Source organism: Bacillus sp. FJAT-29814, from assembly GCF_001510715.1.
In the GTDB taxonomy this organism is placed as follows: Bacteria; Bacillota; Bacilli; order Bacillales; family Cytobacillaceae; genus Neobacillus.
This window is the reverse complement of record NZ_LMTJ01000003.1, coordinates 456,134-470,033: the sequence shown is the minus strand read 5'-3', so window position 1 is coordinate 470,033 and position 13,900 is coordinate 456,134. Positions and strand designations below refer to the sequence as shown.

Genomic DNA, 13,900 nt, shown 5'->3' with positions numbered 1-13,900 from the left:
AAAAGCCTCCACTGTGGGAGCCCTAAATAAATATATTTTTGATAATATTTAAGATTTTTTGTTTTAGTTCGTTAGACAAATTTGAATGCCTTGTGTAATTCGGGACATGAAGATACACTCTGATTGTTATTAGCTCAAAGAATCTAGAACTATTGGAAGATAGAACGAGTATGATTCTGAAAGAGAAATGGTTGAAAAAATCACTGGAATCCTGAACGAAATTGGCTTTGCCAATATCAGCTATGACTATCGGGACGATAACTCCTACTACTTCGATGCTTATTCAGATGTGTTGGTGGAAATTCGGGTTGGTATTGATGGGGAAGTGGCTAAAGTATTCGAAAAATATATTACTGATAAGCATTTTGTATTTTTTGGTAATTTTTATACTAAGTAACCACAATTAAGAAATTTTCTTCTCAATAACAAAGAGTCGGAAAAATTCTCAAGTCCGACTCTTTGCAAAACTTAATTTATCTTTTCAAACCCACTCTTCTTCTGGGTTCTTTCTACCAATATTCGATCAAAATACCGCGTAAATTCAGACTCTCCTGAATAAGACAAGCAGAGGTATTGTTTTGCTCTGGTCATTCCTATGTATAATAATGATACTTCCCGCTCCTTATCATCTTCCAAAGGAAAAGGCATGGAATCAACATTTACAATAAAGACAGCTTGGAAATCTAAACCCTTACTGCTATCAATCGTACTTATTTTGATTCTTCCATCCTCTTTCCTAAAAGAGCGTTTTGAAACTTCATTTTCAGTTATCCAATAGTAAGGTAAACTGGATTCATTCAATGTACGTTTAATTGTATCAATAATCGGAAATTTGTGAGTCTTTTTAACCCGATAAAGAATTAACATATCATCATACGGAACTTTCTTTTCTTCATGTAGCTTTTTAATTTGTCTTGCAACCACTTTTATCTCATTGGAAAAATTTGATGCCTTAAGAATACCGACATCAGGGCCTTTTCTTTTTGTACTTTGTGGAGCAATAATCTCCCCTTCAAGATCACGATTCACTACTTTATTTTTAAACATGGAGTGCTCTCGGAAAAAATCCCAAGCAAACTTGACGATTTGGGAAGTATTCCGATAATTAATCGTTAAAACTTTTGACCTTCCCTGAAAACTTAAACCAGTATCCTGCAGATATGAGCGTTTACGCTTATAAATTGTTTGTGCCCTATCTTCAACTAATAAGAGAGATTGAGTATTAGAATTTATAAGCAGGCTAACCATTCTCAACCAATCTGCCTCAAAATCCTGTCCTTCATCAATTAATATAGCATCATAAGTTGGGAGAATTGTTTCATTCCGCTCAATTTTTTCAATCATACCTGGCAATTGATATTCATTTATTTTTAAATCATTTTTTAACCATGAGTGAAAATTGCGTACAATTATATTTTGATTTTGAACTTCCCTAGCCTCCGGGTCGAAATCAAATAGATCCTCAGGTTCATTTAACATATGGTTAATCATTTGTTGGATCGCATTCGCTAGTGAAATGTTAAAACATAGGATAAGTATTTTCCAATCGGGATTTTGTTTTGACAACATCTTGGCTCGGCTAGCTAGTATTATGGTTTTACCACTACCCGCCACACCGCGAATTAATCTGTTTTTATCACCAATTTGCTTGGCCAGATTTTCCTGATGAAGATCCATAGTTTTAATATCATGAAGAGATAAAAGAAGCTGATCTTGATATGGAACTGGCGCTTTAAATTCTGCACTGATCCGTACCTCAGGGAATAAGTGATAGCGAATGGCATTGATTTCCTCAATTGACAGAGGATCTCTTAACCGGAAAGGAACTACAAACATATTCAAAATCTTTTCCATCAAAACTTCTTCAGAAAATCCATCTTTGTCAGGGTCGATTTCATCCCTTGTTAAACAAAGGTCGGGTTCAATTACCGAATATAACCCTTCCTGTATAAAATCTTTGGTATACATTCGAGTAAAAACTACCCCATGTCCATAAGGAAATTTTAATTGAAATTTATACTTACCTTCCAGTTGGATTAAGTTTTTATCTTTCTTCAATACGTCCACAAGATGAAACATGTTATCTCTTGCTTGTTTCATCGGGCTTTTAATCACTGCTTGATCTCCAGAGGTAGCGACAATATGCCATTCATCATGATTCAATTGAAAGAGTGTTTTTTTGGTATAATCCTTAACTTCCAATACGACAATTCCCAGATCAGGGCCTATGATAACAAAATCTGGCCGTTTCCCCTGGATTTCCGGTTCAAAATAGACTATATAATCATCGGGAAGAAAGATTTTTAGTGTTCGAAAAAACAGCCTTTCCCCTTTAGTAGCAGATGTTCTAATTGTTTCAGGAATCGTAATCGCCATAACAATCGCCCCAAAAATTGCATTTTTCTCCATTATACAACAATTAGTGCATTTTACCTAAATGTTTACAAAATCCTCTTATATTTTACAAACTTTGCTTAGACTAACAAAATTCTGCCAAAAAGTGTTGTTTTTTTATTCTAATATTTTAATATTATAATTGGGATATCTATTTTATTGATACATAGTAAAAGTGTAGTTCGAACTCTTGGAAAGTGGAGTGGTGATATTGCTTAAGGGAATTATTGATAAATTTTTCAAGCCAATTCAAAATACCAAACAAGAACAGGTTCCACCATTTAGTCAGGCTGACGTAGAGGCTCTAATAGATGCGAAATTAAAAGAACACGCTGCAGCATTAGATAATAACGTAACAAATATGGATGTTGAAAAACAAACCGAAAATGAAGAAAATTACAAATTAACTGCAAAGCAAACTGAATATGCCCTCTCTTTAATAGAAAAGGTCAACAATGAATTTGAACTTGCGATTGAACCCAGCGAATTAACGGTTAAGGATTTAAATCGGCTTATTGCATATCAGAGATATAAGAATAAAGGGACGCTTATAAATCTAGTTAAAAAAGGTGTGTTAAAGAAGAAATAACTATTGGAAATTAGATGTTCAAATAAAATATCCCCGGATCTATTGAATCTGGGGATTCTTTGCTTTCCGCTCAAAATGATAATGAAGACGGTATTCACATATTTCTCTTGTCCATTGGAAGAGAATATCCTCATCCTCTTTCATAACATTAAAATTAAGTGTAAAAAGATCATTTTCATAGGATATCAATCCCTTTGAACTGCCGCTCCATTTGGTCATTGGCATGCTCGCAATCAATCTGCTGACGCCTTTTTCATCATAATCCCAAAGTTTCATTGCACCTTTATCGGAGAAATCAATCCGTTTCCTGTGTTCTTTTTCCATTAAATATTGATGAAAAAATGGAGCAACTTCAACGGATGAAATCGGCTGATACCAATTTGACGGTCCTCGTTGCAGCATTGCTAATAAGACGACCATTTTATAGCTTTTTGACATGGTTGTTTTTTCTGCCTCAACTAGCCAGTTATCATATCGGTGAAAAACCTCGACTTCCCTCTCAGATAATTCCTGAGCCCAATTTAGGAATCCGACATAAGAGTTAAATTCTTGTTTATATTGATGGGAGTCGGAGGAACCCTGCAAATGAAGCTCTAAATAGGTTGGTCTTCTACCAATATTTCTTTTTAACGCGAAATAATCACTATATAGGTTTTCTCTTCTCGGCTGCCTTTTCCGCTTCATTTCGTTAAGTAGATTGATAACCTGAATATCCAAGTCCATCTCACAAAACTCAGGCAAATTAGGTTGGATATTCCGTGCTTTTCCCTCTGTCGGCTGGGTATCAAATAGACTTAATTTTAGATCCGCATTTCGATAGTTTCCTATTAAATCCAAAATGACGCATGTTTCTTTACCTTGATGCAAGCGTAGCCCACGGCCAATTTGCTGCGTAAACACGGTTAGAGATTCTGTCGGTCGAACAAATAATAAAGTATCTACAGAAGGGATATCAACACCCTCATTAAAAAGATCTACGGTAAAAATAATATCAAGTACACCATCAGACAGCTGCTGAATCGCCTGTTTTCTCCCAATCTCAACCTGCTGGGAATGCAAACTGACTGTACGATAGCCATACTGATTAAAGTAACGGGAAAGAAAGTTTGCCTGTTTAATAGATGAACAAAATGCCAATGTTTTGCTCTGCTTCTTCGCTTCCCAAGCGCGCAGAATCTTCTCCGCCAATTCATATCTTAACTGGGCTTGGAGCAATTCTTCCTCATCATATCGGTTACCTAGCCAAGTAATCTGTGTATAGTCGGTATCATCATATACACCAAAATATTTAAATGGCGATAACCATTTGCGTTGAATAGCCTCTAAGAAATCCAGCCGGTATGCCACGTTTCCATCACAAATGGCATAAACATCCTTATTGTCATTCCGGTCGGGTGTGGCTGTTATTCCTAGTAAGAACAGTGGTTGAAAATAGTCAAGTACCCGGTTATAAGTTTCGGCAGCAGCATGATGGAACTCATCCACAATGATCAGGTCAAATTCATCCGATGCAAACCGCTCCAAGTGCGTTTTCATGCTTAAAGTAAAGATTGAGGCAAATATCGCGTTTGCATCACCTTCTTTTGCTTTTCCGTTATAAATCCCGAATCGTCTGTCTGGCATAATATTGGCAAAAGACTCTTTTGCCTGAAATAGGATTTCTTCCCGGTGAGCGATAAATAAGATTTTCTTGAAGCTTTTTGCAAAAAATCCGGCCAAATAAGTTTTACCCAGACCAGTAGCCATCACCACAAGGGCCTTATTATATTCCTCTTCACGGGTTTTATTAAGTTCCTCTAGTGCTTCTAATTGAGCAAACCTGGGTTGAATATCACCGTATTGTCCTGTTGTCTCAATAATGATTTCGGGTTGTTTTTGAACTTCCCTTTTGGATGGCAGCATCAAATCCATTTCCTCAAGCTCAGACCAGGTTTGAGGCAGATTGGGATTTTTACGATGATACTCATTGAAATTCCGCCTATATTCTTCGAGTGTTTCCCGGTTTAAAGGCACTGTTTGATCCGCGAAAAAAATAGAAAGAAATTCAGACTGAGCATGATCAAAAACGTCCTTTTCATCGCTGACCAACAAATTCCATTCCACACCATATTTCAGTGCCGAAGTTGAAAGATTGGACGATCCAACAAACAAATAATCATGCTCGTTGGACTTAAAGAGATAGGCTTTTGGATGAAATGAAACACCGTTACTTTGCCAAATACGAATGTCCAATCCTTCAATCGTTAGCAACTCTTCTAGGGCTTCGGGCTGGGTAAGAAATAAATAGTCCCCGGTACAAATTTTAATATCGGCACCATTTTTAGCAGCCTTTATTAGCGATTCTCTTAAAAAATTGACCCCCGATTTCATGACAAAGGAGGTCAAAATACAAATGGTAGAAGCCTGTTCCAGCTTCTTTATAAGGTGGTCTCCTAGTTCCCTAGTTATCAATTGGACCTTACTCATCTTCAACCTCAATCAGGAAGATTTTTTCTTTAAAGCCTCCTCGCTTTTCCGCTTTTTGTTTCCGGACTTCCTCAACGGTTTCAATAGATGCACCATGGCATTCAGCTAGGGCATGAATAATTTCCAATAAATCTGCTAGTTCTTCGATAGCATCTTTGTCGTTTTGAGTATTTACATATTCATTAAGTTCTTCAAAACTTTTCTTTTTTAGTTCTTTTATGTATTCTTCATTTTCTAAACTCCTTGTTGAATACTTCTTCCCTGTCTTTTTGATTATTTCTGGAATTCTGTCACGGACGAGTTTGTTATGAATTGGCATTTAACCTTCTCCTTTCAGGTATAGATCAGGGGGCTTTACATTTCCAATTAGGAAAGTTGATTGAAAATTAACAACTAATTAATTTTGTCTATATCAAATAAAGTTTTTTAATAGTTCCCCACTAAATGACTTCCATTCTGTTAAACCATTTGCATTTCTACCCATTACCAATGAAGCTGCAGTGGATGGACTACTAAATGTATAATCAGTCTTTAGCATTAAGCCTTCACTATCAAAAACTAATAGCCCTGAATTAATTAACTCATCCCTAATTGAAATATAGGACAATTGAAATGACTCACTTACTGAATCAGCGAAATATGAATCTTTAACGACAGTAAAACCAGTTCCAGATGGAAATCCTTTTCCATTTGCACCTCTTACACTTTTAATGTAAAAAACTTGTTTAGACTGATTTTCAGTATTTTGATCATTTTCTATATTTGCCTGGAAGTTGTCACCCACCTCCAAATTCCATGCGCTTTTTAATAATTGAATTAACTTCTTTTGTCTTTTCTCTAAAACTAATGGCGTCCACTCTTCTTCTTGTATTACTTGTGAAGTTAATGCAAATGAACTTACACCATTCTTAGATTGAAAATATGTTGTTTTCTTTTTTCGAAAATCATAATTTTTCGCTTGGGAATTTTTTGCTCTTGTAAGTAATACTAAATTACCAAGTTTATGAACGTATAATGACGGATCCATAAAATTTTCTAACCATTCACTATCTGGTTTTGGCGTTTGTGGCAAGACATGCTCTACCGTAATGACAGAATGGTCATAATATGGTTGACCTTTTGACAGCATAGAGTCTAAACGAAGAAGTAAATATCTTCTAACAGAATCCTTTAAATCAGTGTATACATCCCCATTTATTTTATTTAATACTTCCAACTTATCCTGATTTGAAATTTCTAGGGAAGATGTAGACGAAAAAGGATCAACATTTTTCTCCATCTCTCTAAGTATTTGTGAATATCGAGATTGCCGCCAATTAAAATTCTTTCTTAAAACCATGCTTATTCCTGCAAATGTTTCTAATCTTTGAAGAAAACCTTCTATATTATTTTTATTGTTTATCAAGTAATACATTGCAGGTGGAACCCAGTCAGTATTATCAATCCGATTCAATAAATTAAGCATTTTCATTAAATTTGGGGAAGTACTGTAATAAGCATGATAATCAGAAATTTTCAAGAAAATTTCACTATAAGGAATAAGAACATGTTCAATAAAATTTTTGCCTGTAATTGTTTTAAATATTTGGTCATACTCATCCTTATAATTTGCGCTTCCTTTTCTTTTCTGGATTATCATCCTGATATGGTCAAAAAGCTTATTAAAACGGTCTCTTCCAAGTGATACCTCAACTTCTTCCCACTTATTGGTATATATATCTTGTTCGTTTTCTGGTATATCACCGATAACCCGAGCTTTATAGATATCACTAGGCATCAAGTCTAATCCTCTATCATTTAAAACGGTAAAAATTCTAAAGGCAGAATCAAAGCTAGGAGTGGAAACTACTACCACATAACACAATGTGGCAATTACACCTGGAAGGGTTTTAATAGTTTGAACGTTTAATTCATTTAACCTTTCAATAAAATAGAGAACATTATCTCTAATAGCCTTTTGACTATCTGTTTTAACCAACGTATCTGAAGATAACCCTGAGGTAGAACCAATTTCTTGAATGTATTTTTTAAAGAAATCATTATCTCTATATCTTAAATGCAATCGATAAGTATCGGCAATATTTCTAATTTTATTTCCCTTTTGTACAATCATACTATGAATATCTCCAGCATATTCACCCCCTAAAATATCTCTTAATACTGCCAATAATATTGTTAAAGTTGTTAACCTTTGTTGACCGTCCAACACTTCAAAGATTGGAGTTTCCTTTTTTACTAATACAACACTCCCTAAAAAATAGGGCTCCTCTATATCTTTTAAATTATTTTCTGTAATATCGTAATGATCAATAAAATCTAACAAATCGTCTAATAATTCTCCTGCTTCATCCGCAGTCCAAGAATACGGACGTTGAACCGATGGAATTGTAAATAAATAATCATCTGAGAATACTTTATGTAATGGCATTTCTTGTGCAGATAATGTCGTTTTCACGATTATTTTCCTCCGAAAAACAAATTAGTAAAAATTACATTACTAATTATATTTTACCAAATAGGACTATGCTTTTCTTTAATTTGATTATTTTTTGTTTTTCATATTTCTATGCAATCAAATATCCCGCTAATCTACTAGCCCATTGAATTCAAAAACCGCTTTGTAACATTTCCCCATTTCTCATTTCATTTTAGTTTGACTAATTCAACATGTTCACCGTTTATTAATACATGCCAACGTTTTTCATGTGATTATAGTTTGTTTTTGAGCAACCTTCCCTCCTTTCGTAGTTTTTTCTATAAATTGGTTACTCTATAAAAGGTAAAGAAAAATCGGGTAGAGGTGAACTCATTCATGATCACAAAACGCCACTTTTGGTTTAACCTTGCGATGATTATCATTCCATGGTTGTCCTTGGTGTTTATTGGAAGGCGAAATTTTAAACGATATTCGTTTGCGGGAATGTTCATTGTTGTTTTTGAAATCATTAACCATTTGTATGGGCATAAACGGAATTGGTGGAAATTTTACGATAAGAAAAAGAATTTCATGCGCGATGAGTTACCATTTAGTATTGGTCCATATGCGCCGCTTTCGATGTGGCTGCTCAGATTTTCGTACGGCAACTTTAAAAGGTATGCGCTGCTAAATGCGATTGCCGATGGAGCCTTTGCCTTCTTTATCATTGATGTCCTGAAGAAAATGAAAATCATTCGTCTTCGCCGACTGAATCATCCTCAGTTTTTTCTCTACCTGCACTATAAAGCTTACCTATTATATGGAATCCAGTATTTATATGAAAAACTAAATAAGAGGTTTTATTATTGATTTCCGTTGATTCCGAAGAGCCCTACTTACTATAAAAGTTAGGGCTCTTTCCCAATTAGTCTACGTGCTTGCATATATTCTTTTTTGTGTTTGACGGGCATTTTACCGTGAAATACAATGATAGTAATATATTCTTAGTTTTAGGGGAGACAGGTGAAGAGTTTGTACGAATTAAAGCTGCGCAAGATACTAAGGCAAGTGAAAAACGATAATCCGGAAAAACGGTACGAGGCCCTTGGTCAGCTATTTGAGATCAAGCAGCAGGACAGCTACGAGGTTCAAATTGAGGTTCTTATAGATATGATTAAAGCGGCTGCCGGCAAATTTCCTCAGCCTGTCGATCATTGGGACAATCCTTCCGTCTATCTCATCGATTTTGTCTGTGATTTTTCCAGACCAGAGGTCATTGAAGGCCTGATCAAGCATTTTGACGGCTTTGACATTCAGGCCAAGGAGCGGGCGATAGACTTTCTCCTGCAAACAGAGGACGAAGAAATCTTTTACTTTTTAGAGGAAAAAATCGTTGGGTTAATGGATGCCGAGGATTTTCTAATTCCCTACCGTATGCTGTCATCCTATCCTGTATTGATCAAGGGAATCCTTGAATCCACGATTGATAAATTGGAGTCCAAACATTATAAATTTATGATTTATGACCTGCTGTTGTCGTTAAACTCTTCCGGACATGTACAAGGGTTCAAGAAGGAGCAGGTGCTCCCCGTCTTGTTACAGGATTATCAGGCTGAGAAGCAGGAATACCTCAAGTTTGATCAAGATTATACAACGAAGTATGTGTACACAGCGTGGAAGGACAGTTATATGATTGTCCGCAATCGGATGCGGTTGTTTATTAGTTTAATGGATTTTTATTTTTCAAAGGAAACACAGAGCGAGCTTCTGGAAGCTCAGGAGTTTCGCGATCCGTTCCTGAAAGCGGAAGCATTGCTGATTTCGATTGGCAAGAATCTGCATTATGATAACAGTACGCTGTTGGAATGTGCTAAAAATATTGAAACGGCGGAAATGGTGTATTGGGAACTGAAGGATAAAAATTTGGAGCACCTCTACCCGATTACGGAAGGAAAGCAGCAGCATTTGGCAGGGACCCGGCTGTTCTCGACGATTATTCACTTGCCTGAGGATGAGGACGGAATGGCTCACTATCCTGAGGACATCCAGGTCGTTGATCAGGTCGAGACAGAAAACACCTACGGTCAGCCAGTGCGCTATTACTTGATGAGCTTCCGTGAGCAAGATCGAGTGTATGTCGGCTGGGCCGGCGGCTATGCGTTGGAGGATGGCGATGATACTGCTGTGATGTGGGATGGCACGTATACAGAGTTTGTTGACCTAGATTCGGCTTCGATTGAGGAGCATAAGCAGCAATTTTTTAACTATCGTTCGGAAGCGATGCAGGAGATGGAAAACAGTGTGTATTACGAGAGCTCGCCAAGGCTTAGCAGAGGGTCCTGGTTCTTTATCGCCCTGTTGATTACCCATTGGGTCAGGGTCTTGCTCTCCGGATTTGAAGCGCCGCTATGGCCGTCGTTGTTGTTCACTGCGATTGGCGGGGCCGCTTGTTTTTACGAGTTTACTAGAAACAAGCAACGCAAAGTCCTGATCATCGGACGTCAGCTAGTCAAGCAGGACGGGGGCAAACAGTTTACCATCGGCATGGATGAGATTAAGAAGGTCGAATACAACCGGAAGCATGTCCTGGTGTATAACAAGAAAAACGAACTGGCCTTCAAAATCCCGCTCCGGTGGGTACAATACGAATTGTTTTACCATCAGTTGAAGGATCACACCGGCCATTTGAAGAATCGGCCGTTTATACAGGGGTAGGAATTGGGGGTGGTCCTGTAGGTTAGGTGCCACCCTCTTTTATTTCATTATTTCAATCGGTACGTCAAACACATTCCACAAAAATAGAATAAAGATCACCGACAAAAACCAAGCCAACAGTGGATTTTTATGGTGGATCCTGAGCATCGGGAACATTACCATAAGGAATAATAATGACCAGCCCATATTCCAGCCATGATGATGATTAATCAAGTTCAGAAACTTAAGATTAATGAATTCTACGATCCAATAAACAAATATCCAAAGAGCCAGCCATAATATTTGCTTCCATCTCTCATCGGGGAAACGGCCGAGATAAATCAAGACGGTCGAAGGGTATACAATAGCCATAATCATAAGGTTAATAAACGTATGATTTTGCAACAAGCTTTTCGCAAAAAATGTTTCCTGGTATGTCCACATCAGATGATTATAGAGCAGGTAATTTTTTAATAAATCAACAGAAATGAAATACAGGATGGTCGGATAAAACTCCCTCCAGCGTCTCCAAGCACCCCATTTAACTCCTGCTGCTAGGAATAATGCATTAAATAATATGTGCATAATTCGAACCCCAATGGTTTATTTAATCCTATTATGCCCTATTCCTTGTAAAAATTTTTGCCCTCTTTGTTCATTTCTACCCTTTTTTTAATGTTATTCGATAATAGATTCTCAAAATTGTAAGAACCAATCCAATTAGGAAAATAATCGCTAATAAGAACATCCCAGCTGGATAAAGACCGAATGCATCCATTGTGGTCGAGCTGTTATTTTGTAACGCTGGAACAATAAAGAACAACCATCCGATTAATAATGTTGGAATTAATTGAGGAATTAATCGAAGGATAAATCTCCAAGTAGGATATTGTTTACGTGTATCAGACCATTTTTTACTCTTCAGAATTCCCCTGATTCCTAAAAGCAAATAAATCAATGTGATAACGCCAAGTGATAAATCAATTATTTTCGAAACTGGGGCTTTCAATTCGGGGTCTTGCCCCTCTGTCAATTGGATAATACCCGAACTAATCTCATAAGCGTGTTCAAATGTAGGGGTAAAGCTATTTAGTATAACTGCAACGGCATAACCGCTGCTGGGTATGATGTCTTGTTGAGTTTGATACGTAGATACTACTCCGCTATGTGAGATGCGTGCTGGCTTCACATTCGGTGAGCTCAACCCCCAACCAAGTCCGTATTTTTTGCTTCCAGGTTGCGGCGAATACGATTCTTCCAATAATTTTTTTGATAATAATTGCTCTCCTGTTCCAGTCTTTCCCTCGTTCGTTTGCATTGAAAGCCATTTTCCCATATCGGATGCCGTTGATATGATACTGCCGGCCCCCATATTCATCGCTTCAAGCTCTGTCCAGGGAATTGCAGTTCCATATGCTGCTACATATCCTTTAGGTAGTCCTTTTACAACATCTCCAGAATTAACAGTAGTGAGGGAGTCATTCATTCCTAGTGGAGAGAATACCTTTTGTTTAAGATATTGAGAGAATTCCATTCCGCTTACCTTCTCTACCAAAAGCGCTAAAATCCAGTAGTTCCCATTGCTATAAAAGTGTTTCTCTCCTGGATTTGATTGCAGCTTCCAATTGTTCATTCGTTCCACACCTGCTTTTAAGGTACTCGCTGGGGGAACAATAGTCGGATTTGGAATTCCTGATGTGTGGCTCAATAATTGACGTATTGTAACTTCTTGCCATCTTGAATCGTCAAGTTTGACCTCTGGCAAATAGTTGATGATTGGGTCATCCAGTTGGATTTTCCTTTCATCTGCAAGCTGCAAAACAGCAAATGCAGTAAATGATTTGGTTGCGGAACCAATTTTCATTAACGACTTTTCTGTTATAGGCTTCCCTTCAGAATCTTGACCATATCCTTTCTCATAAACTAATTTTCCGTCTTTTACAATGACAATGGATGCACCAGGCAGGCCATTGCGTTCTATATAGGTAGTGACAAATTGATCGACATCTTCCGTTTTAAACGGTTGAGCAGCTTGGACATTTGCAGAAAAGCGAAGATTAGGCGTTAAAAGGATGATTAACAGAAGAATAAAGCTCAATTTCTTCTTATTTACAATTATTTTCAAAATTTGCCCTCCAACTTTTTGTGTTTTTTTAAATCCTTGAAGTACAAACATAATCATACGAATTAGTCTTAATTAGATTAACCTGCTAGAGGCTAATTATTTTCTAAGCCCTCAGGCGTATTTCTAACAAAAAAAACAGACCCGATTTCTATGTGAAATGGCTCTGCTAATTCATATGCTCATTAAATTGCTTCTCTCCCTGTTCGTGTGAGACACCGCTCGAGTTGTTTTGTATTTAGAGAATCACACCTGAAAAATCCCCTTTTAATACTTCCTTCTCATGCTGGTTTTTACCGATAAAGGTCGCAATAATAGCCGTTCTATTATTGTCCTGCCTCTCATATTTTTCAATTTTAACTTCACAAACTATTGTATCACCGGTAAATACAGGTCTTAGAAACTCAAAATTCATATTACGAGCCAGCACGTTATAATCTCCGCCTACTTTTGTTGGCAGAGTCGCCGTCAACAACCCTTGTACGACAAGTCTCCCCTGTTCATCTGGGGTTAAATGATGAATCCCTTCATCACCTGAAATCTCCGTAAATAATTCAACATCCCTTCTGGTAAAAGTCCGTTGGAATGAAATGATCTCTCCCACTTTTAATGACATAGATTTCTCCCCCCTGATGGTTTCATATACGGTTTTGAGCTTGCATCAGCTCATAGATCTTACGGGCGGTGTTGACATTTCTGACCGTAACTTGTTTGTATATCTTTGATCCAATGATCTTTGACATGCCGCTTTTGGTTACATTTTTCCTGTCAACCGACCAAAGGATCGCACCCGGAACATATTTCACCGTCTCAATATCAGGTTTGATGACCAAATTTTCAAGGACAGATTCATCATCAATTTCATCCCATAAAAATAACACATCACTCTTCATGTCTTCGTCATTTTTCCATGAGTCGGGAATAGCGTTTATGATTTCACTAACATCATCGATGCTCCGAACGACTACTTTAATTTGCAATCCAAAATCCTTATGTATCGTTTCTTCCAAAATCCGTGATAGTTCAGTTTTGGATAGGCCACTGTTTGAAAAAATAATATTGCCTGTATTAATGTAGGTCACCACATCATTCATCCCGGCTTGTTCAAATGTTTGTTTCAGCAGCTTCATGTCAATTTTATTTTTTCCACCGACATTAATCCCCCGTAGAAGCGCGATATAAACCATAATCCCATTCTCCTCCATTTTCCATATAAATC

Annotated in this window: 12 protein-coding genes; 4 read left to right on the top strand and 8 right to left on the bottom strand. The window is 37.1% G+C overall.

Going from position 1 to position 13,900, the window contains the following annotated elements; genetic code table 11:
- Window positions 1-187: 187 nt before the first annotated feature.
- Window positions 188-397, top strand: coding sequence for a hypothetical protein (locus AR334_RS10010; protein WP_066309094.1), 210 nt, complete (start codon window positions 188-190; stop codon window positions 395-397).
- A gap of 71 nt (window positions 398-468) precedes the next feature.
- On the opposite strand, the gene AR334_RS10005 is transcribed toward AR334_RS10010, so the two are convergent.
- Window positions 469-2,376: a nuclease-related domain-containing DEAD/DEAH box helicase gene (locus tag AR334_RS10005; protein WP_066309422.1), complete on the bottom strand. Its 1,908-nt coding sequence runs from the start codon at window positions 2,374-2,376 to the stop codon at window positions 469-471.
- Between the two features lie 223 nt (window positions 2,377-2,599).
- Here AR334_RS10005 and AR334_RS10000 point away from each other — a divergent pair, with 223 nt between their 5' ends.
- Complete coding sequence (locus AR334_RS10000) at window positions 2,600-2,983, top strand: ABC transporter ATP-binding protein (protein WP_253701263.1); 384 nt, start codon at window positions 2,600-2,602, stop codon at window positions 2,981-2,983.
- 39 nt (window positions 2,984-3,022) lie between these two features.
- Here the strand turns inward: AR334_RS10000 and AR334_RS09995 are convergent, their stop codons facing one another.
- From AR334_RS09995 to AR334_RS09985, 3 genes are all read right to left on the bottom strand, one after another.
- Window positions 3,023-5,449, bottom strand: a complete 2,427-nt coding sequence (locus AR334_RS09995; protein ID WP_066309416.1) for a DEAD/DEAH box helicase family protein — start codon at window positions 5,447-5,449, stop codon at window positions 3,023-3,025.
- Complete coding sequence (locus AR334_RS09990; protein ID WP_066309084.1) at window positions 5,442-5,768, bottom strand: nucleoside triphosphate pyrophosphohydrolase; 327 nt, start codon at window positions 5,766-5,768, stop codon at window positions 5,442-5,444. Before AR334_RS09990 ends, AR334_RS09995 begins: the two co-directional genes overlap by 8 nt.
- A gap of 93 nt (window positions 5,769-5,861) precedes the next feature.
- Window positions 5,862-7,904: a DUF4357 domain-containing protein gene (locus AR334_RS09985; RefSeq protein ID WP_172799196.1), complete on the bottom strand. Its 2,043-nt coding sequence runs from the start codon at window positions 7,902-7,904 to the stop codon at window positions 5,862-5,864.
- A 357-nt stretch (window positions 7,905-8,261) separates the two neighbouring features.
- Here AR334_RS09985 and AR334_RS09980 point away from each other — a divergent pair, with 357 nt between their 5' ends.
- The gene (locus AR334_RS09980) at window positions 8,262-8,735 is read left to right on the top strand and encodes a hypothetical protein (RefSeq protein ID WP_066309081.1); all 474 of its coding nucleotides are present in this window, start codon (window positions 8,262-8,264) and stop codon (window positions 8,733-8,735) included.
- 153 nt (window positions 8,736-8,888) lie between these two features.
- A complete protein-coding gene (locus AR334_RS09975) occupies window positions 8,889-10,580 on the top strand; it encodes a hypothetical protein (RefSeq protein WP_066309072.1) in 1,692 nt (563 codons plus the stop codon).
- Between the two features lie 39 nt (window positions 10,581-10,619).
- Here AR334_RS09975 and AR334_RS09970 read toward each other — a convergent pair whose 3' ends face one another.
- The 4 genes from AR334_RS09970 to AR334_RS09955 form a co-directional block, all read right to left on the bottom strand.
- Window positions 10,620-11,144: a CBO0543 family protein gene (locus tag AR334_RS09970; protein WP_066309067.1), complete on the bottom strand. Its 525-nt coding sequence runs from the start codon at window positions 11,142-11,144 to the stop codon at window positions 10,620-10,622.
- 76 nt (window positions 11,145-11,220) lie between these two features.
- The gene (locus AR334_RS28825; RefSeq protein WP_253701245.1) at window positions 11,221-12,684 is read right to left on the bottom strand and encodes a serine hydrolase; all 1,464 of its coding nucleotides are present in this window, start codon (window positions 12,682-12,684) and stop codon (window positions 11,221-11,223) included.
- Between the two features lie 235 nt (window positions 12,685-12,919).
- The gene (locus tag AR334_RS09960; protein WP_066309063.1) at window positions 12,920-13,297 is read right to left on the bottom strand and encodes a hotdog domain-containing protein; all 378 of its coding nucleotides are present in this window, start codon (window positions 13,295-13,297) and stop codon (window positions 12,920-12,922) included.
- Between the two features lie 22 nt (window positions 13,298-13,319).
- On the bottom strand, window positions 13,320-13,868 hold the full coding sequence (locus AR334_RS09955; RefSeq protein WP_066309055.1) for a DUF1697 domain-containing protein: 549 nt from the start codon (window positions 13,866-13,868) through the stop codon (window positions 13,320-13,322).
- Window positions 13,869-13,900: the final 32 nt, after the last annotated feature.